Source organism: Hungatella sp. L36 (genome assembly GCF_014288035.1).
This window is the reverse complement of sequence record NZ_JACOPC010000007.1, coordinates 46,193-71,591: the sequence shown is the minus strand read 5'-3', so window position 1 is coordinate 71,591 and position 25,399 is coordinate 46,193. Positions and strand designations below refer to the sequence as shown.

24 protein-coding genes are annotated in these 25,399 nt (G+C 50.4%); 19 read left to right on the top strand and 5 right to left on the bottom strand.

Annotation, left to right across the window (positions count from 1 at the left end; all coding sequences use genetic code 11):
• Nucleotides 1–5 precede the first annotated feature (5 nt).
• From H8S80_RS17490 to H8S80_RS17455, 8 genes are all read left to right on the top strand, one after another.
• Nucleotides 6–959, top strand: coding sequence for an ABC transporter permease (locus H8S80_RS17490; RefSeq protein ID WP_002605704.1), 954 nt, complete (start codon nt 6–8; stop codon nt 957–959).
• 11 nt (nt 960–970) lie between these two features.
• On the top strand, nt 971–1,903 hold the full coding sequence (locus H8S80_RS17485) for an ABC transporter permease (protein WP_002605703.1): 933 nt from the start codon (nt 971–973) through the stop codon (nt 1,901–1,903).
• Nucleotides 1,904–1,942: 39 nt separating this feature from the next.
• Nucleotides 1,943–2,971: an ABC transporter ATP-binding protein gene (locus H8S80_RS17480; protein ID WP_002605702.1), complete on the top strand. Its 1,029-nt coding sequence runs from the start codon at nt 1,943–1,945 to the stop codon at nt 2,969–2,971.
• The gene (locus H8S80_RS17475; RefSeq protein ID WP_002605701.1) at nt 2,968–3,966 is read left to right on the top strand and encodes an ABC transporter ATP-binding protein; all 999 of its coding nucleotides are present in this window, start codon (nt 2,968–2,970) and stop codon (nt 3,964–3,966) included. The genes H8S80_RS17480 and H8S80_RS17475 overlap by 4 nt, the downstream gene beginning before the upstream one ends.
• Nucleotides 3,967–4,023: 57 nt before the next feature.
• Nucleotides 4,024–4,707, top strand: coding sequence for a FadR/GntR family transcriptional regulator (locus H8S80_RS17470; RefSeq protein WP_002605700.1), 684 nt, complete (start codon nt 4,024–4,026; stop codon nt 4,705–4,707).
• A gap of 102 nt (nt 4,708–4,809) precedes the next feature.
• A complete protein-coding gene (locus tag H8S80_RS17465; RefSeq protein WP_117632664.1) occupies nt 4,810–5,994 on the top strand; it encodes a trans-sulfuration enzyme family protein in 1,185 nt (394 codons plus the stop codon).
• Nucleotides 5,995–6,024: 30 nt separating this feature from the next.
• A complete protein-coding gene (locus H8S80_RS17460; protein ID WP_117632663.1) occupies nt 6,025–8,283 on the top strand; it encodes an alpha-galactosidase in 2,259 nt (752 codons plus the stop codon).
• Between the two features lie 113 nt (nt 8,284–8,396).
• Entirely contained in the window at nt 8,397–9,911 is a 1,515-nt protein-coding gene (locus tag H8S80_RS17455; RefSeq protein WP_117632662.1) for an RNA/DNA-binding domain-containing protein, read from the top strand.
• 71 nt (nt 9,912–9,982) lie between these two features.
• Here the strand turns inward: H8S80_RS17455 and H8S80_RS17450 are convergent, their stop codons facing one another.
• The 5 genes from H8S80_RS17450 to H8S80_RS17430 all read right to left on the bottom strand — a co-directional run bounded on the left by H8S80_RS17450 (nt 9,983) and on the right by H8S80_RS17430 (nt 14,865).
• On the bottom strand, nt 9,983–10,732 hold the full coding sequence (locus H8S80_RS17450; RefSeq protein ID WP_025531805.1) for a phosphotransferase family protein: 750 nt from the start codon (nt 10,730–10,732) through the stop codon (nt 9,983–9,985).
• 146 nt (nt 10,733–10,878) lie between these two features.
• Complete coding sequence (gene glgB, locus H8S80_RS17445; RefSeq protein ID WP_117632661.1) at nt 10,879–12,789, bottom strand: 1,4-alpha-glucan branching protein GlgB; 1,911 nt, start codon at nt 12,787–12,789, stop codon at nt 10,879–10,881.
• Nucleotides 12,790–12,793: 4 nt separating this feature from the next.
• Nucleotides 12,794–14,128: an alpha-amylase family glycosyl hydrolase gene (locus tag H8S80_RS17440; RefSeq protein ID WP_117632660.1), complete on the bottom strand. Its 1,335-nt coding sequence runs from the start codon at nt 14,126–14,128 to the stop codon at nt 12,794–12,796.
• A 25-nt stretch (nt 14,129–14,153) separates the two neighbouring features.
• Nucleotides 14,154–14,372 (bottom strand): YaaL family protein, encoded by a 219-nt coding sequence (locus H8S80_RS17435; RefSeq protein WP_002605693.1) that lies wholly within the window; start codon nt 14,370–14,372, stop codon nt 14,154–14,156.
• A gap of 76 nt (nt 14,373–14,448) precedes the next feature.
• Nucleotides 14,449–14,865 carry an ArsR/SmtB family transcription factor gene (locus H8S80_RS17430; RefSeq protein WP_117632659.1) on the bottom strand — a complete coding sequence of 139 codons (417 nt, stop codon included), beginning with the start codon at nt 14,863–14,865 and terminating at the stop codon, nt 14,449–14,451.
• 357 nt (nt 14,866–15,222) lie between these two features.
• On the opposite strand from H8S80_RS17430, the gene H8S80_RS17425 reads away from it, so the two are divergent.
• From H8S80_RS17425 to H8S80_RS17375, 11 genes are all read left to right on the top strand, one after another.
• Nucleotides 15,223–15,747, top strand: coding sequence for an A24 family peptidase (locus H8S80_RS17425; protein ID WP_002605691.1), 525 nt, complete (start codon nt 15,223–15,225; stop codon nt 15,745–15,747).
• A gap of 25 nt (nt 15,748–15,772) precedes the next feature.
• Nucleotides 15,773–16,756: a P-loop NTPase family protein gene (locus H8S80_RS17420; protein ID WP_117632737.1), complete on the top strand. Its 984-nt coding sequence runs from the start codon at nt 15,773–15,775 to the stop codon at nt 16,754–16,756.
• Between the two features lie 106 nt (nt 16,757–16,862).
• Nucleotides 16,863–18,047: a TadA family conjugal transfer-associated ATPase gene (locus H8S80_RS17415; protein WP_117632658.1), complete on the top strand. Its 1,185-nt coding sequence runs from the start codon at nt 16,863–16,865 to the stop codon at nt 18,045–18,047.
• A complete protein-coding gene (locus tag H8S80_RS17410; protein ID WP_117632657.1) occupies nt 18,037–18,774 on the top strand; it encodes a type II secretion system F family protein in 738 nt (245 codons plus the stop codon). Before H8S80_RS17415 ends, H8S80_RS17410 begins: the two co-directional genes overlap by 11 nt.
• Before the next feature lie 2 nt (nt 18,775–18,776).
• A complete protein-coding gene (locus H8S80_RS17405) occupies nt 18,777–20,012 on the top strand; it encodes an immunoglobulin-like domain-containing protein (RefSeq protein ID WP_117632656.1) in 1,236 nt (411 codons plus the stop codon).
• A gap of 17 nt (nt 20,013–20,029) precedes the next feature.
• On the top strand, nt 20,030–20,212 hold the full coding sequence (locus tag H8S80_RS17400) for a Flp1 family type IVb pilin (protein ID WP_002605686.1): 183 nt from the start codon (nt 20,030–20,032) through the stop codon (nt 20,210–20,212).
• Nucleotide 20,213: 1 nt separating this feature from the next.
• Entirely contained in the window at nt 20,214–22,094 is a 1,881-nt protein-coding gene (locus tag H8S80_RS17395) for a DUF5702 domain-containing protein (protein ID WP_117632655.1), read from the top strand.
• A gap of 183 nt (nt 22,095–22,277) precedes the next feature.
• A complete protein-coding gene (locus tag H8S80_RS17390; protein ID WP_038259167.1) occupies nt 22,278–23,078 on the top strand; it encodes a pilus assembly protein in 801 nt (266 codons plus the stop codon).
• 28 nt (nt 23,079–23,106) lie between these two features.
• Nucleotides 23,107–23,544 (top strand): prepilin peptidase, encoded by a 438-nt coding sequence (locus H8S80_RS17385; protein WP_002605683.1) that lies wholly within the window; start codon nt 23,107–23,109, stop codon nt 23,542–23,544.
• Nucleotides 23,541–23,930, top strand: coding sequence for a hypothetical protein (locus tag H8S80_RS17380; RefSeq protein ID WP_117632654.1), 390 nt, complete (start codon nt 23,541–23,543; stop codon nt 23,928–23,930). Before H8S80_RS17385 ends, H8S80_RS17380 begins: the two co-directional genes overlap by 4 nt.
• Before the next feature lies 1 nt (nt 23,931).
• Nucleotides 23,932–25,371, top strand: coding sequence for a DUF6382 domain-containing protein (locus H8S80_RS17375; RefSeq protein ID WP_117632653.1), 1,440 nt, complete (start codon nt 23,932–23,934; stop codon nt 25,369–25,371).
• Nucleotides 25,372–25,399 lie beyond the last annotated feature (28 nt).

The following is a 25,399-nucleotide window of genomic DNA, read 5'->3' as shown; positions in this document are numbered from 1 at the left end:
TCAAGATGGTAAAGTATATTTTGAAGAAGATAGGTTATATGATTGTTACACTCTGGGTAATTCTGACAATAACCTTCTTCCTGGTCAGCGTCATACCGGGCGATCCGATGCAGGCGGACACCAAGGTGCTTCCCGAGGCTGTGGTGGAGAACCTGAAGGCCCGCTGGGGGCTGGATAAGCCGATGGGGGAACGGTATGTTATTTATTTGAAGAATCTTCTTCACGGAGAATTGGGAGAGTCTTATAAGACTCCGGGCCTTACTGCGAATCAGATTATTAAGGACCGTTTTCCGGCTTCTGCAAGGCTGGGGATTCAGGCCGTGGTGTTAGGACTGGTTCTCGGTCTGCTTCTGGGAATTCTGGCGGCCTTCCACCGGGGGACGTGGATCGATTTCATTACGATATTTATCGCAATTGTGGGGGTATCCATCCCAAGCTTCGTTTTTGCCGCCCTGCTCCAGAAATACGGCGGCGGAGATTATTTTCCGATTGTCGGCTGGGTGTCTCCGGGGATGAAGATTCCCGACATTTTCCGTTATACGGCGCTGCCGACGCTGGCGGCATCGATCGGCGGCCTGGCTACGTATTCGCGGTTTATGCGGTCCTCGGTGCTGGATGTGCTGAGCTCTGACTATATCCTGCTGGCCAAGGCCAAGGGGCTGTCCAACTGGAAAATCATTACACGCCACGTGCTCCGCAACAGCATCACTCCGATTATCTCGATCGTGGCGCCGCAGGTGGCGGGAATCGTGACGGGGTCCTTCGTGATCGAGAGAATTTTCTCCATACCGGGTCTGGGCCGTTACTACGTGGACAGCGTCAATGGCCGTGATTACCCGATGGTTCTGGCTACGACCATATTCTTTTCCTTCATCTTCATTCTTTCGATTGTCGTGATGGATATTTTATATGCAATCGTTGACCCGAGAGTCCGTAAGGGCATCATTGAAGGAAAGTAAGGAGGAGAGCCATGGAACAGGGAAATGAAATGACAGTAACAAAGGATCTATTCCGGCGTGTCGGGGTGGATGAACAGAAATCAGAGTCCGTGGTGCGCCCCAGTATCTCCTACTGGCAGGACGCGGTCCGGAGATTAAAACAGAATAAAGTAGCGATGGTGAGCCTGGTGGTGCTCCTGTTAATTCTGGTGATGTGCGCCATAGGGCCGTATATTTATCCCCACCCGTTTGACGAGCAGAATATTGAATTTACGAATCAGACGCCCTCCTTGCAGCACTGGTTCGGACTGGACGATCTGGGGCGGGATATCTTCGCGAGAATCTGGATGGGGGGAAGAATCTCCTTAACGATTGGTATCGTGGGCGCGATCGTGTCACTCGTCATCGGAGTTTTATATGGCGGCATCAGCGGGTACTGCGGCGGACTTGTGGATGATATCATGATGAGAATTGTGGAAATCCTGGTGGGAGTGCCGTACATGGTGGTGGTTATTATCATGTCCGTGGTGCTGGGAAAGGGCATGACCTCCCTATTGATCGCGCTGTGTATCACAAGCTGGACGAATCTGGCGCGAATCGTGAGAGGCCAGGTGCTGGAGCTGAAGGAGAGCGAATACGTTCTGGCAGCCCGGGCGCTGGGAACGCCTCCTCTTCAGATCATCGTAACGCACCTGCTTCCCAATACATTGAGCCTGATTATTATCAATACAACCTTTTCCATACCATCCTTTATCTTTGCGGAAGCGTTTTTAAGCTTCGTAGGTATGGGAATCCAGCCGCCGCTGACAAGCTGGGGCGCTATGGCCGCGTTGGGCCAGCAGCAGATGTCCTACTATCCTCATGAGCTGATTTTCCCGGCGCTGGCAATCTCTGTGACCATGCTGGCATTTAACCTGCTGGGCGATGGACTCAGGGATGCATTTGATCCGAAACTGCGCCAGTAGCACTGTTTGTGAATAATAGAGGAAAGGCAGGCATCACCTATGAGTCAACCATTACTTGAGGTTAAGAATTTAAAGGTTTCATTTCATACATATGCCGGGGAGGTACAGGCGGTCCGGGGCGTGGATTTTACGCTGGACGCCGGAAAGACCATGGCAATCGTCGGGGAGTCCGGAAGCGGTAAAACGGTGACTTCCAAGGCGGTTATGGGGCTGATCGCCTCACCCCCGGGAGAGGTAAAGAAAGAGAGCAGCATTTTATTTGAAGGCACGGATATTTTAAGGTTTACGGAAAAACAGTGGCAGGATTACAGAGGCAAGGATGCGGCCATGATCTTCCAGGATCCCATGACATCTCTGGATCCGACCATGAAGATCGGGCGGCAGATCATGGAGAGCATCGTGGAACATCAGAAGGTAGGAAAACGGGAAGCCATGCAGAGGGCTGTGGAGCTGCTTAAAAAGGTGGATATTCCCAATCCGGATGAGAGAGTGCATCAGTATCCCTATGAATTTTCAGGCGGAATGCGTCAGAGAGTGGTAATCGCCATCGCGCTGGCCTGCAATCCGAAGCTGATGATTGCGGATGAACCGACTACGGCGCTGGATGTTACGATTCAGGCGCAGATCATCGGACTGCTGAAGGAGATACAGAAAGCAAACAATACATCGGTTATCATGATTACCCACGATCTGGGAGTTGTGGCCGGTATGGCGGATACGATCGCGGTTATGTATGCGGGATGCATTGTGGAATATGGTAATGTCTTCGACATTTTCAATGCGCCGCAGCACCCGTACACCAATGCCCTGTTAAACGCGGTACCCAGGCTGAATGTGGAGAACAAGGCGCAGCTGGAGGTAATTCCGGGGACGCCGCCGGATCTCATCTCGCCGCCGAAGGGCTGCGGATTTGCCACAAGGTGCAAGTACTGCATGGAAATCTGCCGTCAGGCGCCGCCGGAATATACGGAGGTGTCAGATACCCACAAGGCAGCCTGCTGGCTCCATCATCCGATGGCCAGGGAGGCATTTGATTACGATGATATAAGGAGGGTTTTTGAATCATGACAGGGATGGATAAAGATAATCAGAAACCCATGGTCCATGTGGAACATTTGAAGAAGTATTTTCCAGTGCGGAAAAAGGGGATTTTAAAGGCGGTGGATGACGTGTCCTTCGACATCTGCGCCGGGGAGACCCTGGGGCTGGTGGGGGAGTCGGGATGCGGCAAGACGACCTGCGGACGAACCGTCGTAAAGCTGTATCCGGCCACCTCGGGGACTATCGAGTTCGCCGGAAGAGATGTGAGCCAGTTAAAGACGAAGGATGAGATAAAATGGTTTAAAAAGAACGCCCAGATCATCTTCCAGGATCCTTACGCCTCCTTAGACCCGCGAATGACGGTGGGCGACATCGTGGCGGAGGGAATGAAGAACCATGATTTATATCCGGGTAAGGAGCGGATGGAGCGGGTGCATGAGCTGTTAAGCCTGGTGGGGCTCAACAAGGAACATGCGAACCGCTTCCCTCACGAATTCTCCGGCGGACAGCGTCAGAGAATCGGCATTGCCAGGGCGCTGGCCGTGGACCCGAAGTTCATCGTCTGTGATGAACCCATATCGGCTCTCGATGTGTCGATCCAGGCTCAGGTGGTCAATTTGCTGGTGCGCCTCCAGAAGGAGCTGGGGCTGACGTACCTCTTTATCGCCCATGATTTATCCATGGTGAAACACATATCCGACCGGGTGGGCGTCATGTACATGGGACATATCGTGGAGCTGGCATCCAGCGCGGAGCTGTACCGGAATCCGCAGCACCCGTATACGAAGGCACTGCTGTCGGCAATTCCCGTACCGGATCCGGAATTTGAGCGCTCGAAGACACTGATTCCGCTGGAAGGCGAGGTGGGAAGTCCGATCAACTGCAAGGAGGGATGCAGATTCGAGAAACGGTGTAAATACGCCACGGAACAATGCCGCAGCGTGACACCGCAGCTTAGGGAAATCGAGACGGGACATTACGTTTCCTGCCATCTTTTGAACCAGGCGAAGGGCGTTGATTGACAGTCTCTGTTTATTATGATATGGTTAAAAAAATATTATTTTAAGAGAGAGAGCACGATGGTTAATAAGATAAAGAGGACTTCCCTCCAGTCCGAGATCATACGGTTTATTCTGGATTATATCAGAGAACATGATTTGAATCCGGGGGACAAACTTCCCTCGCAGGAGAACCTGCTGGCCATGATGGGGGTCAGCAGGACTTCTCTGAGGGAGGCTATGAAGACACTGGAAGCCAGGGGGATTCTGGAGATTCAGAATGGGAAAGGCGCCTATGTGGGTGGTTTGGTGGATGCCGACGGTGTACAGGTCATTGATTTCACACAGGAAAAGGAACGTCTTCTGGAAGCGCTGGAAGTGCGCAAGATTCTGGAACGGGAGATTCTGCGGATGCTGATCCACACCATCACCGACGAGGAGTTAAAGGAGCTTGGAGAAATTAAGGATATTCTGATGAGCAAATACCGTAGGGGCCTGCAGCAGACGGCGGAGGACAAGAAATTCCACTATACCATCTACCGGCTTTGCCATAACCAGGTGATGTATCAGCTGATTCTGTCCTTAAACAACGTGATGGAGAAGTTCTGGGAGTTCCCTCTTAATATGGAAGACCCGTTTCTGGAGAGTATCCCGCTCCATGAGGAGCTTTATGAGGCCATCTGTGAAAAGAATGTAAGGAAGGCCCAGTCCATCAATGACAAGCTTTTAGAGGCAGTTTACAGAGATATCAGACAACAGCGGTAATGGAAATCGGATAAGGCTTCAGGGGGCGGTAAAGAAGGAAATTCGTGCTCCCCTGTGTGAACCTATCACATAGCATATAGGTAATGGGAAAGGGGATATGAGATGACTGATCAATCGGAGTATTTAAAAAGTGATAAGCTGGTGACAGCCCATTATGGGGAGGAATATGAGCATTATTATAATGCCGTTGTTCCTCCGATTTTTATGAATTCACTCAATGTGTTTGAGACCATTGATGATTACTATGACAGTGATAAGACGGACAAACATACATACTGCTATGGGCGGGTGCAGAATCCGACGGTGCGGATTCTGGAGGACAAGGTGGCGGCTCTGGAGCACGGGACCGGCGCGCTGGCGTTTGCCTCGGGCATGGCGGCGGCTACGACGGCGGTTCTCACTGTCTGTAAAACAAAGAGCCATGTGGTCTGTATCCGGAACGCGTATGGACCATTAAAGACATTTCTCAATGAATACTGCAGGGAACACCTGGATATGAGCGTCACCTATGTAAAAGGGGATGAGCCGGAGGAATTTGAAAAAGCCGTCACGGATCAGACGGATCTGATTATCCTGGAGAGCCCTTCTTCTGTCGTACTGTCCCTTCAGGACATTCAGGCGGTGTCCGGGACAGCGAGGAAACACCACGCTTACGTCTATATTGACAACAGCTTCTGTACGCCGATTTACCAGAAGCCGCTGGAGCTGGGGGCTGATATTGTGATGCACACCACCTCCAAGTATATGGGCGGACACAGCGATATTATCGGAGGTGTTCTCGCGGTGAAGGACGAGGAGCTCATGGCGCGCCTGAGGCAGCAGAGGGAGCTCTTTGGCGGAATCATCGGTCCGATGGAGGCGTGGCTGATCATACGCGGTCTGCGGACGATGGAGGTGCGTGTGGAACGCCATCAGGCGACGGCCATGGATATAGCGGCGTTCTTAGAGAACCATCCGAAGGTGAGAAAGGTCTATTATCCGGGACTTTTATCCCATCCGCAGTATGAGCTGATGAAGCGGCAGCAGAGCGGAAATACGGGGCTGTTGAGTTTTGAGATAGAAGGCAGCGCAGAGCAGGCCAAGGAAGTGGCAAAGCGGCTTAAGCTGTTTAAGATCGGCGTTTCCTGGGGCGGTTTTGAGAGTCTTGTCTGTATGCCGCACGCGAGGCAGGATGAGGAGGCGTGCCAGTTTCTGGGAGCGGATCAGAATGTGCTGCGGATTCACTGCGGACTGGAAGGCGCAGACGTATTGAAGGCGGATTTGGAACATGCGCTGTCCTGTCTGTGATAGAGTGACGGAAGAGGGGGATTACAGGATATGGCTATTGTTTTTCACGAGAGAACGGAAGAGTTCCACCTTTATAACCGGGAAATCAGTTATATTATGAAACTTCTGCCTGACCGCTCTGTCGGGCAGCTGTACTATGGAAAAAGGATTCGCGACAGGGAAGACTATGGCCATATGCTGGAATATGCGGTGAGAGATATGGCACCGTGTCCTTTTGAGGGCGATAATACATTTTCCAGGGAGCATGTGCGGCAGGAGTATCCGGTGTATGGAACGGGGGATATGCGTTATCCGGCTTACCGCATTGCCTGCGGAAATGGAAGCCGGATAACCGGATTTACCTATACAGGGCATCGCATCTTTGCAGGAAAAAAGCCGCTTGAGGGACTGCCGGCCACGTATGTGGAGGAGGACGGGGAAGCCTGTTCTCTGGAGCTGTATTTAGAGGACAGCCTGATCCGCGTGCGGCTGGTGCTGAGTTATACTATATACAGTGATTTTCCGATAATTGCCAGAAATGCCCGGTTTGAATGTCTGGAGGGCTGTCAGGGAATCCGGCTGGAGCAGGCCATGAGTCTGAGCCTCGATCTGCCGGACAGCCGCTATACGATGCTCGATCTGGCCGGTGCCTGGGGGCGGGAGCGTTATCCCGACTTCCATCCGCTGCACCAGGGGATACAGTCGGTTCACAGCATGAGAGGCCACAGCAGCCATCAGTTTAACCCATTTCTGGCGCTGCTGAGACCGGATACGGGGGAGACGGCAGGGGAAGTCATCGCGGCCGCCCTTGTATACAGCGGTAATTTTCTTGCCAGTGCCGAGGTTGACACCATGGGGACAACGAGAATTATGGTTGGTATCCATCCGGAGGGATTTTCCTGGCCGCTGGCAGCAGGGGAGAGCTTCCAGACCCCGGAGGCGGTGCTGGTCTATTCTGACAGGGGCTTAAACGGAATGAGCCAGGTGTTCCACCAGCTGTTCCGGACCAGACTGGCGAGGGGCTGGTGGAGAGACCGGGAGCGCCCTATTTTAATCAATAACTGGGAAGCCACCTATATGAAGTTTCAGGAAGTGAAGCTTCTGACCCTGGCGGAAAAGGCCAGGGAGGCCGGTGTGGAGCTGTTCGTCCTGGACGACGGGTGGTTTGGCCGCCGTGACGATGACACTTCCTCGCTTGGGGACTGGTATGCGGACCGGAAGAAACTGCCGGACGGCATCGAAGGGCTGTCGGAGAAAATACGGGCCATGGGGCTTTCCTTTGGTCTCTGGTTTGAGCCGGAGATGGTCAATCGGGACAGCCGCCTGTATGAGGCGCATCCGGACTGGGTGCTGGGCAGCGAGGACAGGCCGCGCTGTGTCGGCCGCCACCAGCTGGTTCTGGATTTTTCGAAGGACGAGGTGATCGATTATATCGGCGGATTGATGGAGGACATCATCGGGCGGGGGCATTTAAGCTATATCAAATGGGATATGAACCGCAGCATCACTGAGGCGTGGTCTTCAGGGAGGGATGCCGCCTATCAGGGAACCGTCATGCACCGGCAGATTCTGGGAGTCTACCGTCTGTATGAGCGGCTGATTCGCAAATTCCCTCACGTTCTGTTTGAATCGTGTGCCAGCGGCGGTGCGCGGTTTGACCCCGGAATGCTCTATTATGCGCCGCAGGCATGGACTTCGGACGACACGGATGGAGTGGAGCGTATAAAAATTCAGTACGGTACTTCTTACGTTTACCCTTTAAGCTCCATGGGCAGTCACGTCTCCGCGGCTCCGAACCACCAGACACACCGCCGTGTTCCGATGGAGACACGGGCAGTCTGTGCGTATTTCGGTACCTTTGGGTATGAGATGGATGTAACGGCAATCTGTGAGGCGGAGCTTGAACAGATGAAGAACCAGACTGCATTTATGAAGGCAAACCGTCGGCTGATTGCAGATGGGACCTTTTACCGGTTGATCAGTCCCTTTGAGGGTGAACGCAGCGAGGCTGGCTGGATCGTGGTTTCTCCGGACAAACGGGAGGCGCTGGCGGCTTACTTTAGAGTGCTGCAGCCGGTAAATGCAGGATTTTGCAGGATGAGGCTTTCGGGGCTTTTGGAAGAGGGGGAGTATGAGATCCGGGAACAGGGAATGGCGGAGCTTCCATACACATGCTACGGCGATGAACTCATGAATTACGGACTGATTCTGTCGGATCAGGCCAGCGGCATTAAGACGGCGGGAGTGCGGCAGGGGGATTATCTTGCGAGGCTGTTTGTGCTGAAGGTGAGAGACGACGGTGGCAGATAAAAATTGAACAGATAGTACCTTGAATTTTCCATACATACTCCTTATAATAAAAGGGTATGATAAAGGGGTATCATAAAGGGGTATCATAAAGGGATATTAAAGGGGGAATCAGCATGGCCTTGCCAATTAATATAACGGAATTAATCAACCGCAGAGTTGTTGAGAATGCACGGGTTGAGTATAAAAGGAATTGGAATCCGGAACCAATTCTACATTCCATCTGTGCATTTGCTAACGACATTGATAACTGGGGCGGCGGATATATTATTATTGGAGTGGAGGAAGAGGATGGCATGCCGAAGCTTCCGGTCAGCGGGCTTACTCCGGATTCCATAGACCGCATTAACAAAGAATTACTGCAAAAGTGCAATCTGATTGAGCCGCAATATGTTCCCATTGTTGAGCAGACTATTTATGAAGGTGCGGATATTTTGGTTCTTTGGGTGCCGGGCGGGGAATCACGTCCATATAAGTGCCCAACCTCATTCCCGGCAGAAAAGGCTGTCAGGAGTGACAAAGCATATTATATCCGTAAACTTTCCAATACAATTAAGGCAAATAATCTGGAAGAAAAAGAACTGTTTCTTTTGGCCAATAATGTTCCTTTTGATGATCGCGCTAATTTTAAAGCGAATGTAGCAGATTTAAAGTCCAGTCTGATTGCAGAATATCTTTATGCAGTAGGAAGCGATTTGTACGAAACTTCGCTTAAGCGTCCTGTTACGGAACTTGCCTTAGATATGCGTTTGGTTGGTGGTCCGAGTGAATTGCGCAAGCCATTAAACGTTGGGCTTATGTTTTTTTATGAGCGGCCGGATGAGTTTTTTCCTTATGCACGTATTGAAGTTGTTGATAAGCCTGATCCGACAGGGATCGGTATGACTGAAAAAGTATTTTCCGGGCCGCTTGACCGTCAATTGCGTGATGCCCTTAGCTATGTCCAAAATTATATTATAAAAGAAAAAGTCACAAAGGTTCCTGGCCGTGCCGAAGCAGAACGTATTTATAATTACCCTTATGCGGCGGTGGAGGAGGCTTTATCGAATGCGGTCTATCACAAATCCTATCAGATTGGCGAACCCATTACGGTAACGATTACTCCTGAAAAAATGGAGATTACCAGTTTGCCGGGCCCGGACAGGACGATCAGTGATGAAGATATCCGAAACAGGCATATGATTTCCCGTCGCTACCGAAACCGCAGAATTGGTGATTTTTTAAAAGAATTAAAGCTTATTGAGGGGAGAAATACGGGGATCCCAACGATTTTGCGTGCAATGCAGCAAAATGGTTCAAAGCCGCCAGTATTTGAAACGGATATAGAAAGGACGTATTTTACTGTAATTCTTGCTGTACAGGACAAATTTCTGCCTGCGTCCTCTCAAAAGCCGGAACGGCGCGTGAGAAAACGCAGAAACATTAGCGAAATTAAAGATCTGATTCTGGCAACATTAAGCCAGAGAAGTCCGCTTTCATCTTCGGAACTTGCAGAAGCTATGGGGTATACAAAAGTTACCGACACAGTCGGTAAGGCTATACGTGAATTGATAGGAGAACATAAAATTGAATATATTGATTCAGAAAATTTAAGAAGCCGCTATCAGAAACTTCGATTGACAAAGAATTGAGTAACATAACAGGGCATACGTATCTGTGAAATAAAAAACTCCTCCGGTAGTATTCCCGGAGGAGTTCCTTTCTACTGATAATCGCAGACATTCGCCCATTTCTGAAGTAATTCAACCTCTTCCGGACGTTTCTTTGACAGCTGAGCCGCAGCTACGATCGGCAGCCATGTCTGTACGTACTTCTTTGCAGTACCGGTCTTCTTGCAGAAGATATCCATGTACATATCCGCTTTTTTCTGATCCTGTAAGCAGAACAGAAGGTAGGTTCTGGCAATATCTGCACTGGCATTACCCTGAGTCGCATGTACCCAGTCGAGAACACACATGGAGCCGTCTTCTCTTACGACGATATTGGTCGGGTTAAAATCACCGTGGCATAACTTGGTATGCTTCGGCATGCTGTCCAGCTTGGTGCGCATGTCATAGCGTGTAATATCACTTAATTCATCGATCTCAAGAATCTGTCTGGACATCTTATCCTTCAGCTTGTTTAACAGAGGACAGTGTTTGGAAAGAATATTCAGATGAAGATCAACCATCTGTTCCATGTACTCTGCAAGCTTGTCAGGGTTCTCGTCCATAAGCTGCTGGAGGGTTTTGCCTTCAATGAAGTCAAACGTAATGGACCACTTACCTTCAAATACACCGACTTCCAATACCTTTGGTACGTCAATTCCGCCGGTTTCTTCTACACGCGCGGTAATCAGCGCTTCATTTAATACTTCCGCCTTCGGGAAATCTGCGTTGAAAACCTTAATCGCCTTGTCTCCGTCACGATATACTTTTTTTGTTGCTGTTGTTGCAATCAATTCTGCTGCCATATATAACCTCTCCTTCCATCCTTGAGTCTAAACTATGTAGTAGTTTTGGTTCTTTTATTTTACTACAAATTCCATAAAAAGTACAGATATTCCGGTAAAAAGTTCTGAATATTTTGCACACAATTTACATAAAACTAAAAATATTATCAAAAACGGAAAACTGCGGTTCCGTATGCAGGAAGAGAATAGGCGATGGAATAATCCTGGCCGTCGCACTCCTTTTTCACGGAGCGGAATGCAGGGGCCTTGTCGCCCCGTTTATAGAGGCCGTGGCTGTTATCCAGCACCAGGGTATAGGTTCCGCGCTTCGGTACGCCCACACGGTAGTCAGGCCGTTCCACCGGAGTGAAATTGATGACAAATAAGAGGCTCCGTTTGTGATCGCGGCTGTAACGGACGAAACTGAAGATGCTGCGGTCTCCGTCGTTGGCATTGATCCACTGGAAACCGTCCCAGTCGTAATCCAGTTCGTAGAGCGCCGGGTATTTGCGGTAGAGCTGCAGTAAATCCTTCACGTAGCTCTGTAAGCCGGCATTCTGCGGCTCGTCGGTCAGGTACCAGTCCAGCGCCGCCTTTTCGTCCCACTCGTGGAACTGGCCGAAATCCTGCCCCATAAAGAGCAGCTTCTTGCCCGGGTGCCCCAGCATAAAGGTGTAGCCCGCTTTTAAGTTGGCAAACTTATCCTCTAAAAGGCCCGGCATCTTGTTGATCATGGAGCACTTCAGATGGACGACCTCGTCATGGGACAGCACCAGGATATATTTTTCACTGGTAAAATAGGTGAGTCCGAACGTCATCTTGTGGTGGTTGTATTTGCGGAAATACGGGTCCAGCTTCATGTACTCCAGGAAATCGTGCATCCATCCCATATTCCACTTAAAGGTAAAGCCAAGACCCTCGTCCTCCGGCTTCCCGGTGACTTTCGGCCATGCGGTGGACTCTTCCGCGATGACAATGGCGCCGTTTCCGCGGTCTGCCATCACACTGTTTAAATGCTTGAAAAATTCAATGGCTTCCAGGTTTTCATTGCTGCCGTAACGGTTGGGAATCCAACTGCCGTTATCCCGGCCGTAATCCAGATAGAGCATGGAGGCGACGGCATCCACCCGGAGTCCGTCCACATGGTATTTTTCCACCCAGTATATGGCGTTGGCAATGAGGAAATTGTCTACCTCATACTTGCTGTAATCAAATACCTTGGTTCCCCAGTCCGGGTGTTCCCCTTTTCTGGGATCGGCATATTCATAGAGCGCTTCTCCGTCAAATTCAGAGAGGCCGTGCGCATCCCGCGGAAAATGGGCCGGAACCCAGTCCAGGATGACTCCGATTCCTTTTTTGTGCATGTAATTGATAAAGTACATGAATTCCTGAGGCGTTCCGTAGCGGGAGGTAGGGGCGAAATAGCCGGTGACCTGATACCCCCAGGAGCCGTCGTAGGGATGCTCTGCGATTCCCATTAACTCCACGTGGGTGTATCCCATGTCGGTCACGTAATCGGCCAGCTCCTTTGCAGCTTCCACATATGTATAGCAGCCGTCTTTTTCCGGTCTGTTTTTCCTGCGCCAGGATCCGAGGTGAACCTCGTAAATGCTCATCGGGGCGTTCATAGGATCGGCACTTCCGCGTTTATCTATCCAGGCGTCGTCTCCCCACTGGAAGTCCGAGAGATCGGTGGTAACGGAAGCGGTGCCGGGGCGGTATTCCGCGCTGAACGCATAGGGATCTGCCTTGAATAAGATTTTGCCGCTTTTCGTTGTGATGGCGTATTTGTATAGCTCTCCTGCAGCGATGCCAGGGACAAATGCCTCCCAGATGCCTGAATCCGCCAGAGGCTTCATCGCATTTGCCTCCGGGTCCCAGCTGTTAAAGTCGCCGACGACACCGATCTGCTCCGCGTGAGGTGCCCAGACGGCAAAATACATGCCGTTTTTGCCCTTATATTTTTTCGGATGCGCGCCCATTTTCTCAAAGATCTCATAATGTCTGCCGTTGTTGAAGAGATAACGGTCCACTTCCGTGATAAATCCTGTCCCAATTTCCTTTTTGCTTCCTGCCATAAGTTTAGCCCTCCGTAATCTTTAGAACAACCCCCCGGTTTGCCGGCAGAGTTACCGTGATTTTCTGATCTGTAACGGGATACTCCTCCCCATCGAGAAGATTTACCGCTGTGGTGCCGCTAACCGGGCATGGTATGGCGACGGATACATCAGCTCCGTCGTTGTTTACCGCGGTAATGACGGCATGTCCCTGATGGAACCGTGCAAATGCGTACTGCCTGTTGGTGAGAAGGAGCTCCTGATACCGTCCCCCGTGGAATTCAGGATTCTCATCATGAATGGTTCCCAGTCTGGCAATGAGATCTGTCAGGCCGCAGTGAAGTTTTTCCTCGTCTGCGATGGTGATACGAGGCCGGAGCGCGTCATCGCTCGTCTTTGTCCGCCTGCCTTCAATCCCCCATTCTCCTCCATAATAGATGGAAGGAATTCCGGGAAGCGTGAACAGGAGTGTGTAGACGGGATATAAATGCTCCGGATCGCTTAGTTTGCTGGCAATCCGGTCCTCATCGTGGTTGTCTACAAAGGTGTAGAGCCTGCCGCCGATGGCCTCGAGACGCCTGACATTATGGGCTATTTCGAAGTAATTGTGGTCGTTGTGACCGGAATAAATGCTTTTGTGCAGCTCATAATTGGTGACGGAATGAAGCATCTCATCATTCACCCATCTGCTGTAATCGCCGTGAATCACCTCGCCCATCAGCCAGAAATCATCCTTAATGGCGGAGGTCTGGTTCCTTAGCTCCTTCATGAAGCCAAAGTCAAGCACGTTGGCACAGTCGAGGCGGATTCCGTCGATATCGAAGGTATCGACCCAGAACCGGATCGTATCAAATAAATACTGTTTTACATCGGGATTCCACAGATTCAGACAGGGCAGTTCGTAATGGCCCTGCCAGGCCTCATAGCCAAAGGAATCTCCCAGCGGACTGTTCCACCCGAAGTTCACGCCCTTATACCAGTCACGGTAAGGAGAACTCTCCCGGTTTGCGGCAATGTCCAGAAATGCGAAGAACTCCCGGCCAGTGTGGTTGAAAACTCCGTCAACCACCACTTTGATGTCCGATTCATGACACAGGGAAACGAAGCTTTTGAAGCTTTCATTGGTTCCCAGACGGCGGTCTACCGTGCGGTAGTCCCGCGTGTCATACCCGTGTGAGGAGGACTCAAACAGTGGCCCGATGTAAATGGCGTTACAGCCAAGTGACCGGATATGAGGAATCCATTGATCCATTTCCTCAAAACGGTCTGTAACGTCGGCTCCGGAATTCTCTTTCGGCGCCCCCGTTAACCCTAAGGGATACATATGATAAAATACCCCTTTTTCATACCACTTGCTCATATACTTATCCTCCAGTGATAAAAGTTTATACCTCCCGGCTCTTGAAGCGGCGCAGAAGGAACTGATAACGCAGCTGTGCCGCGTTTAGTTCATAGATATAGCAGTCAATCAGCGTGGGATCGACTACCTGTTCAAAATGGTTTCTTGCCGAATCAATGGCTGTTTTAGAACGCTCGATCTCCCGGCGTAAATTTTTTTCTTCCTCGGAACGGACCAGCCGTTTTCTGAATATCATGTTTTTCATCGTATTTCATCTCCAGATTTAAATAAGTCAACAGTTCTACTATAGAAAATAGTATATCTGGAAAATACCAAAATATTCATAAATTGCCTGCATTCATTGGCGAAGGCCGCTCTTTGGCAGAAGAAAGCAGTTCCTGGAGATAAGTCCCCAGTCTGCGGAGTTCTTTTGTGCTGTCTGCGATCGTCAGATAATAGTAGTTGGAAGTGCCTTCCCGGCGAACATTCACCAGTCCGGCGTCTTTTAAAATCTTTAAATGATGGGAAATGGCGGGGCGTGATAAGTTGGTCTGCTCCGTAATCTCCTTTACATTCATGCCGTGGGCTCCGTCGGGGCGGTATCCCTCCAGAGAAGCGGCGATGTTCGTCTCATGATCGTCATAGAGACCAGTGCTGGCAAGCACCCCGATGATGGAAAGTCGGACCTCGTCGCCAAGAGCAATAAACAGCGGCATGCAGTCGCGAAAAAGCTTGTTAAAATCGCCGGCTTCCAACATGTAAATTCCTCCTTTGGTTTAAAAAAATAAACTAACTGTATTTTACCATTTTAGGGAGAGAACGTCAACAAAATGAAGTGGAAAAAGCCGGGGATGAGATGGAAAAAAAGTCCATTCTATCAAGGCTTCACAGTTATGTAAAGCAAATAAATGTATACAGTATTTTTGTGGAAAACAGGTTGACTTTTAGCTTCGGATTGTGCATAATTAAGAAACATTCTTACCCCCATTCAGAGGGCAGATATGATTCACAGGGTCATAGAATTCTTTTTATGACTGCAGCGCCGATATTCCGGCACAATTCCCAGTTTTGATAAAATATAAAGAGAGAAAGAGGGGGATTTTATCGCTCAAAATTTGATTTTGCTGTTGGTGCTGGCCGCTGGCGCCTATTACGATGTGCGGGAGCACCGGATTCCCAACTGGTGGGTAGCCATTTCCATGGTCTGTGGGATACTTCTTGCCATGGTGGAGTCTGGAGTGCCTCCGGAGACGGCGGTATATTTAAAAGAGGGCGGGCTGTTTCTGGCGCGTATGCTGGCGGTGACCGCACTGTTTTTTCCACTGTTTTTCTTCCGCATGATCGGAGCGGGAGATGTCAAGCTGGCCGCGCTGATCTGCGGCTACTCAGGCCTTACCGCAGGGGCCGCGGCGATCGGCCTGGGATTTCTTATCGGGGCCTTCTGGTCTTTTCTGAAGATGATGGTGAAAGGCAGCTTTCACGAGCGCTTTGACCATCTCACAGCCTATATCAGGCGCATTTACCATACAAAAAAAATAACGGCCTATTATGATTTTGCCAGGGACGGGGCGGAGGCGGTAATCCCTCTGGGAGTCTGTCTGCTTTTTGGGACTATGGCTTTCATCATGATACCGGGATAGGAGCAAAGGTGTGACAAACAGGATTATGGCGGTCTACGACGTGGACCCATTTTATGCCGACCGGTTTGCAGATTTTGTAAACCAGAAGGAGAAGGTGCCTTTTACCGTCATGGCGTTTACGACGCTGGAAAGGCTTAAAAATTATGCCATGGAGCATGAGATTGAATTGCTCCTGATTAACAGTACTGTGCCTAAGGAGGAGATTGACCGCCTGGGAGCGGCCAGGGTGGTGACGCTTGCTGACGGGGAGACGGTGCCGGTCGATGGACAGTATCCGAGTGTCTATAAGTATCAGGCCACCGATAATATCATGCGGGAGGTTATGGCATGTTACTGTGTGGGGGCGATTCAGCCTGCGCTTACCGCGATTGGGAATGTTGGTGATATCATCGGTGTGTACTCCCCCGTCAACCGCTGCTTAAAGACCTCTTTTGCGCTGACTGCGGGCCAGCTTCTGTCCAGAAAATCACGGGTGCTTTATGTAAACTTAGAAGACTGCTCCGGACTGGAAAAGCTGTTTGGGGAAGAGCACAAGGCGGATTTGTCCGACCTGCTGTATTTTTACGGACAGGGAAATTACAGCTGGGTCCGGCTTAGCTCGGTTATCTACTCCTGGGGGGATTTGGATTACATACCGCCGGTGCGGTATCCGGAGGATTTGTGCCAGATTACGGCCGAGGATATGGCAGATCTGCTGACGCGGATTGCAAAGGAGAGCGCCTACGATATCGTGGTGGTGGATTTAGGACAGTTTGGGAAAAAGGCCGCTTCCGTGCTGGAAGTATGCAGTACGGTCTTTATGCCGGTGAAGGATGACTGCATGTCTGTGGCAAAGGTGGAGGAATTCGAAGAGTACTTAGTCCGTTCGGGGCATGAGGCGCTTAAAGAGCGGATTCAGAAGATTAAGCTTCCTTATCACAGCAGTTTTGGAAGAAAGGAAAACTATCTGGAGCAGCTGCTGTGGGGAGAGTTAGGGGATTATACGAGGCAGCTGTTGAAGGGGAGGTAATCGTAGTAACGGAACAACAGGAAAAGAACGAGAGAAAACGGCAGTCAGGCGACAGGGGGCATAAGCGATGGATCAGGAATTATGAAAGGAACTGCGGCAGGAACTGATGACGGTTCTGGAGGGACAGAACCATACCAGCGACGAAGAACTGTATGAGCTGATCGACGAACGGATTCTGGAATACGGTCAGGCCAGATACCTGCCGTTAAAAGAGCGGGTGGACCTGCGCAGCAGCCTGTTTGATTCCTTCCGCAGGCTGGGAGTGCTGCAGGAGCTGGTGGATGACCGTGAGGTGACTGAGATTATGGTGAACGGACCGGATCATATCTTCGTCGAACGGAAGGGGCGTGTGGAGGCGTGGAGCAAAGGCTTTGAGAGCACGGAGCAGCTGGAGGATATGATTCAGCAGATTGTCAGCCGGGTCAACCGGACCGTGAATGTCTCCCGGCCGGTAGCGGATGCCAGACTGCCGGATGGATCCCGTGTGCACATCGTACTGCCGCCTATTGCATTAGATGGTCCTGCTGTGACGATCAGAAAATTTCCGGAGCCGATTACGATGGAGAAATTAATCAGGTTTGGCTCGGTCAGCGAGGAGGCGGCTGTACTTTTAAAGAAACTGGTGACGGCGGGGTATAACATTTTTATCAGCGGAGGAACGAATTCCGGGAAAAGCACGTTTTTAAATGCGCTTACCGCCTGCATTCCGGCAGAAGAACGATTGGTAACGGTTGAAGATTCCGCGGAACTGCAGATCCGTGCCGTTCCGAATCTGGTAAGACTGGAGGCCAGAGGGCCAAACGCAGAGGGGGAGGGCGCCGTCACGATCGCAGATCTGATTCGCGCGGCGCTCCGCATGAATCCGGACAGAATCATTGTGGGGGAGGTCCGGGGAAAGGAGGCGCTGGACATGGTTATGGCCATGAATACGGGGCATGACGGCAGCTTGAGTACGGGACACGGCAACAGCCCGAAGGACATGCTGTCCAGGCTGGAGACGATGATGTTAATGGGCGCTGAACTGCCTCTGCCGGCGATCCGCAGTCAGCTGGCTTCGGCTCTTGATATTCTCGTGCATTTGGGGAGACTGAGAGACAGGAGCAGACGGGTGCTTTCAATTGTGGAGGTGGATTGTTATGAAGAAGGGGAAATCAGGCTTCATTCCCTGTATGAGTTTGAGGAAAAGACGGAGGAACGAAAAGGTCCGGACGCGGCCGTCTCCGGATGCCTTAAGAAAACCGGAGCGCTTAAGCACACGGAAAAACTGCGGGCAGCAGGCGTTGTGTTATGACAGGTACTGGCTGTCCGCCGGGGAATGGTTCCAATATGCGGCGGCAGGAGCCGGTTTTGCGGCGGCCGTGTCCTATGTATTTTACCGGAGTCTGCCGGTATTTATTCTCTTGAGTCCGTTCGGACTGTGTTATCCCCTGATCAAGAAGCGAGATCTAAAAGAACAGCGTTTAAAAAAGCTGAATCTGGAATTTAAAGAAGGGATTCTGATTCTATCCTCCTTTCTGAGCGCCGGATACTCGGTAGAGAATGCATTTTCAGCCAGTGTGAAGGAACTGGTGGTCATGTATGGACCTTCCGGTATGATGACCCTGGAATTCAGCCATATGGAGGGACAGATCCGTATGAACCGCCCGGTTGAGCAGGTGTTGAGGGAATTTGGCGACAGAAGCGGACTGGACGATGTAAGGAATTTCGCCGAGGTGTTCGCCGCGGCAAAACGAAGCGGGGGAGAACTGGTCTCGATTATTAACCACACTTCGGGTGTGATTCGTGACAAGATACAGATTCAGGAAGAGATTGCAACAATGACGGCTGCCAAACAGTTTGAACAGAAGCTTATGAATCTGATTCCTTTTTTTCTGGTGCTGTACGTCGATGTCAGCTCACCTGGATTCTTCGATATGATGTATCAGACCGGTGCAGGGAGAGGGATCATGACGGGGTGCCTGGTGCTCTACGCGGCAGCGTATGCTTTGGCGGGAAGAATTTTGAGAATCGAGGTGTAGCAATGGGGAAATCCGTGAAATTTTCGGTTCCAAAGTTTTCTGTGGCCTGTGCAGCGGCTGGAATCATACTGTATGCAGTATTACTGATTTTTCAGGGAGGCAAATGGGTGCCCGTATCTTCCTTGCAACGGGCGTCCCACGGAGAAGGGGAACTCCTGTATGAGGTTATGGTTCGGGAGTTGGGGGAAGAAGGGCGGAAAATACCGGTTACGATACCGGTGAGAGACCGGCAGTATTCAGACGAGGAGGCCAAAACACTGTATGATACGGTACTACCGGAACTGACAGACCGGATTTTGGGCGGAAACGAATCACTGGAGGCGGTTCGCGGTGATTTGGATTTAGTGCGGGTGTTAGAGCCCTACGGCTTAACGGTCCGCTGGGAATCCGAGAACGCAGAACTGGTGGACTCCTTTGGTACCGTGGTAAACAGCGGTGTTTCGGAGGAAGGGGAGATGGTTTGGTTAAAAGCAGTCTTAACGGATGGAGTCCATACGCAGGAATACGACATACGGGTGACCGTGATGCCGCCGGTCTTAAACGGGGATGAGCAGCTTAAGGAAAAGGTTATGGAAGCGTGCCGCCGCCTGGATACCAGGCAGAAGACAGAGAAAGAGCTTCTTCTTCCGGAGGAAGTGGACGGAAAAAAGCTGAGCTATTACCGGGAGCGTGATACAGACTATACGGTGATCCCTTTTTTGGGAGTTCTTCTTGCCTTTTTGTGGGCGGCGCGGGAGAAAATGAAGGAGCAGAATGCAAAAAAACAGCGGGAGCAGCTTTTGCTTCTGGACTATTCTGAAATTGTATCAAAATTCATGGTATTTATCAGCGCGGGGATGACGATACGGACTGCCTGGGAACGGATTGCCGTGGGATATGAAAACACGGTCCAGGGAGGAACACGGAAGCCGAGGCCTGCCTATGAAGAGATGTGTCATACGATTTCCCAGCTAAAGAGCGGAATGGCCGAGAGCAGGGCATACGGTGAATTTGGGCGAAGGTGTGGCCTGCAGCCCTACGTTAAGCTTGCGGCACTGCTGGAACAGAACCGGAAAACCGGCAGTAAGAATCTTAAAGCCGCGTTGGAGCTGGAGATGGTGACAGCGTTCGAACAGCGGAAAAACCTGGCGAAAAAATTGGGAGAAGAGGCCGGGACAAAGCTGCTGCTGCCGCTGTTTCTAATGCTTGGCGTTGTTATGGTCATGATGGTAGTGCCTGCGTTCCTGGCTTTTTACTGAGAAGGGAGGTGAATGGTATGGAAAGGATAAAGAAAGAGCTGGCTGCATTTTTGAAGGAAGAGGATGGCGTGGGAGTAATTGAGATTGTATTGATCCTGGTCGTGCTGATCGGTCTTGTAATCATCTTTAAGAAACAGATTACAACCCTGCTGAACAATGTATTCAAAGAAATCAACAGTCAGTCGAAAGAGGTATATTAATATGCGCAAAAGCGGGCAGATAACCGTATTCTTAAGCCTGGTTATGCTGTGCGTCTGCAGTCTGGTGTGCGGGCTCGTCGAGTCCGCCAGGACCGCAGGGGCAGGCTGGTATCTGAAGATGGCGGCAGATTCCGCCATGGATTCTGTATTCAGCGGCTATCACCGGGCGGCATGGGAGCAGTACCGGCTTTTCCTGCTGGAATACGAAGATGAGGACGAGCCAGGCAGTACGTGGCTGAAGCATATGGAGCCTTATATGGAAACCCATGGCTGGTATCCGGCTGTCATTCAGTCCGCCTCGGTCAAAGGGATTTCCCATATTACTGACGAGCACGGAGCCAACCTTAAGCAGGAGATACAGGATTACATGCGGTATGGAATCTGGGATACTGTGGCGGAGGATTCCGAAGCGGAAACTCTATGGAAGGAACTGAAAGAGGCGGAATCCCTGCAGACCGTTTCAGAGGCGTACAGCGGCCACGCGAGGGAGGCGGCACGCATGGAACGTGCGCTTGAAGCCATATGGAAATCGCTGGAGAACCAGGAAGAGTATCGTAAAAAGGCCGCCGCCAGGCTGTCCGGCTGGGATGGATCCGGTTTTCGGACCGCTGCAAAGCAGTTAAAAAAAGAAGCGGAGCGCCTTCCGGGGCTGATAAAGACCTACGAAAAGAAAGCTGACGAATTGGCTGCACATCTGGAGAAAACGAGGGCGGACACAGAGCAGCAGAGGGATGATTTAAGCGAAGGTATACGGAGGGCCATGGAGGAGGAACTGGCCAGCTATGAGTCATACATTTCTGAGAACGGAGAGAAGCGGAGGGAGATAGAAGCCATGTTCCCCGGGACAGAAGGAAATGCGGCGCTGATCGACCGTGCGGTGGAGCGGTCTTATGAGGTCGAAGAAATTATCGATGAATGGGATGACGAGGACGAGGGAGATGGGCCGGATGAGGATGCATTATGGGGATCTGTTGAGGCTGTCTGGGATAGAGTGAAGATACCGGAGCTCTCCTTTCGGGCGGGGCTGAAGGAACCGGAAAAGCAGAATCTTCTGGAACAGATTCAGCAGATGGCGGGACTGGATCTGTTGATGTTAGTCCTTCCTGAAGGGCAGGAGGTTTCTAAAGGTGTGATTCAGACAAGGGGACTTCCATCGGCAATGCATACAGAAGACATTTTGAAAGATAATTTTCTGGAACGCATATTGACAGATGAATATATAGGCAGATTTTTCACCTGTTTTTTGTCGGCTGACCAGAAGGAGGTGCGTTATGAGCAGGAATATGTGCTGGGAGGCAAATCAACAGATGAAGAAAATCTGAAATTCGCCGCGGCGAAAATTCTGGCAGTGCGGGAAGGACTTAATCTTATACATATCTTGTCAGACAGCCAGAAGAGAGAGGAGGCGCGTGCGCTGGCTGCGGCAATTACCGGTATTACCGGGACCGCACCGCTTACAGGGATTGTAGCGTTCTTTGTTATGACAGTATGGGCTCTGGGGGAAGCGGCGGCAGATCTAAAGGCTCTTCTGGCCGGAGACAGAGTTCCGCTTATAAAGACGAGGGAGACGTGGAAACTGAATTTAGACGGACTTCTGACCCTGGGAGAACAGGGAAAAGTGGAAGCAGGACAGGAGACGGGGGAGGGAAAGCGCTATGAGAATTACTTAAAGATGCTGCTGTTTATAGAACCGGCAGAGCGTCTATATTATCGGGTGATGGACGTAGTCCAGATAAATCTCTCCAGAAAACAGCCGGATTTTACCATGGAACGGTGCGTGTACCAGGCTGAGATTGTTGGCACTGGCACTGGAAAGCATCTGTTTTGGCTGGGTGGGGATCCACGCTATACCATGGAAGTGCATACGGACAAAGCGTATTAGGACAGGAGGCGAAGGATAATGCCCTTTTTTCAGCGGCCCTTATCAAAGGATTTTAATAAAAAAAGATCAGTTACTCTCCAGGTACGAATCCCCCTTGAGATTTACGGCCTCCCTGTAAAGAGGGTATTATCTTTTGCCTCCCCCCGGCATGTCTGGTACCGGCAGCAGGGAGATCGGCTTCGTGTGTGCGGCAGCATAACGGTAGAAGCCGCGCTGGCACTGCCGCTGTTCCTGTTTGCCATGATGATCCTGATGATTCCGATGGTACTGATGAATGAGAGCAGAAAAATACAGACGGAGCTGGAACAGGTGTGCGCGGAAATCAGCCAGTATGCGGGGGTGCTGTCCGATTCCACGCTGGAAAGCGAAGACTATAAGAAAAGCGGAATTCCGGAGGAACTCATTGAGGATATGACGAAGACAGGCTTTCGCTTATATGCGGAAGGAAGGATAAGAAGCCGGATTCATACGGAGAAGGCAGGTCAGTTTTCCCTGACCGGCTCCCGGATTCTGGAGGACGGAGAAACCATAGACTTAATTCTCAGCTACCAGATGATTCTTCCATTTCCTGTGTTTCGCATGAAGAGTGTGCCAATGACGGCCAGAAGTTGCAGAAGAGCATGGATCGGCAGAGACGGCGGTAAGGGGAATGGAGATACCGGACAGGATATGGAAGATGAACTGGTCTATATCGGCAAGAGCAGTACCCGGTACCATAGAAACAGGAATTGCCACTATCTTTACAATCATATCAGCGTAATCTCTTTTGCAGATGTAGGAACTGTGAGAAATTCTGATGGAAGGAAGTATAAACCGTGTGCCAGATGCGGCGGCCTTGCGGGACCTGGAAGTTCTGTATATATCATGCCAAGCGGGGAGAGCTATCATGGCGACAGGAATTGTTCATCTATTGTCGCTTATGTGCGTGCGGTGCCGTTGTCGGAGGTGGAATTTCTGGGGCCATGTTCTTATTGCGCGAAATAGAGAGGGACCGGGAAAAGGAGGACACTCAATGGAAGATATAAAACTGGTACATATGATATTTATGACATTTTTAGCGGCTGCAGCCTGGCAGGATTTGCGGAATAAAAGTATAAGTGTATGGCTGTATCTGGGCTATGGGGCAGTTGCAGGTGCCATCAGGCTGACTGGTGGGGAGCCTGTTTTACAGGCCCTGAGCGGGGGCCTGGTGGGGGTGGTGCTTTTGGCAGCAGGCTGGCTGACCGCAGGTGCGATCGGAATTGGAGATGGCTTGTTTTTCGTGGTCAGCGGGCTTTACTTAAGCTTTTATGATAATGTGCGGCTGCTTTTATACGGAATATTATGGGGCGGTATATTTTGCTTGTTTCTATTCCTGCATGGAAAAAAACGTGGAATAAATATACACAGAATGACGGTGCCATTTTTACCGTTCCTTATTCCCGGGTGGATCTGGATGGTGATTTCATGAAAAAAAGACTGGCAGGAAGTTATACCATAGAGGCAGCCTTCGTTATGGCACTTGTCCTGTGGGCAGTTTTGTTTTCTGTTCAGGCAGCATACAGGCTGCGGGATGAGACAGTGGGAGCGATGGCACTGCAGGGAGCCTCAGAGTATTTACGTCATGGAGAGGAGATTACGGCGGAGGAGGCGGCAGTCTATGCAGAGCGCCTGGCAGGAAGACCATTCTCCTGGAGCGGCTATAAATTCATCATAGAGGAAAAAAGAACGGCACTGATGGGGCGGAGCGTCAGCGCCTCTGGAAAAGGGGGAACCTGGTCCCTTCTAATCCGCCAGAATGAATATGATCCGGAGAATTTTCTGCGGATGTGCAGTCTTTTAAACCAGGAGGAATGAAATGGAAATCACATATAAAAGAGAACTGAAGCATAATTATCTGATTATTATCCCGGAAGAAACTTTTTACGACAGCTATGAGATACGGATGATGGCCTCCAACTGTATCGATGGACTTTTGAAATTTCATGTGAAGCAGGTGGATAACATAAGATCTTACTACTATGAGATTACATCGAGACAGCCTTTGACGCGGCTTCTGGAATACCAGAGCCTGGGGGCAGAGGAGCTCCGATGCCTGATTACGGGGATCGTCAGGACTCTGGAGCGGATGGAGACATATTTGCTGCAGGAAGGCCAGATTTTGTTAGAGCCGGATTATATCTATGTGGAGCCGGAAAATTTTACGGTGTATCTCTGTCTGATTCCAGGACGTCAGGGGATATTTCCGGAAGAGATGACGGCTCTTCTGCAATACCTTCTGGGAAAGGTGAATCATCAGGATAAGGAGTGCGTAGTAATGGCATACGGACTTTATCAGGAGAGCTTGAAGGAGAACTATGGAATGGGGGATCTTCTGAGGCTGACAGGCCGGGACAAGTCTGATGACATGAGAAACGAGTGGGGGAAAGAACCGGAGATGAAAGATAATGACTGGCAGACGGATGCGATGGAAACCGATGGAGAGGCGGAGCTGATACGACCGGTGAGCAGGAATAAAAAAGCGGTGCGAAGAGAACCGGAGTGGAAAGAGCGCGGAAAAAAGGTGCTTGAGAACAAAACTATATTACAGGATGGCAGTAAAAAGAGAGAAGAAAGTCTGGTGGAAAAGAGAGCTCTGTTCCGCAATATTTTAACCTTTGCCGTTATTGCTGCAGGCGGACCTGTTTTTTGCTGGTTTTTATATGGAGAAAGAGGTATAAAACAATACTGGCCGCTTCTCGTCGCGCTGGATGTGCTGACGGCGATTTTTTTATTTGTGCGTATTGTCATTCCAAAATTACTGGAGGGAGATCAGAAAGAACGAGATTTTGTTGAACGAGAGGACAAAAACAGATATGATGAGGAAGAAAGTCGCCATGAGTGGCAGATGGTGTTTCAGGAAGAACCTGAGAACAGTTATGATATTCCAGTTGCAGGTAATCATGAGGTAAATTTTAAGAATGAGGAGTGTACTACGGCCCTTTTGACTGAACAGGAACGGCCTTTAAATTCCAGATGCCTCCGCAGTACAGAACCGGGAATCCCCGACATTATCATTTCCTACGTTCCTTTTATTATTGGTAAACAGGAAGGACTGGCAGACTATGTATTATCCCGTGATACAGTCAGCCGTCTCCATGCGAGAATAGACAGAGAGGGGGAGGAGTACAGGATTACGGATTTAAATTCGACAAACGGAACTACGGTAGGAGGAAGGCTGCTGGAGATGAACGAAACCGCGGTACTTTTGCCTGGAGAAGAAGTTTATATCGCAAATATTGGATTTATATTTACATAAAGCGGCAAATTGTGCTAGAATGGTCGTA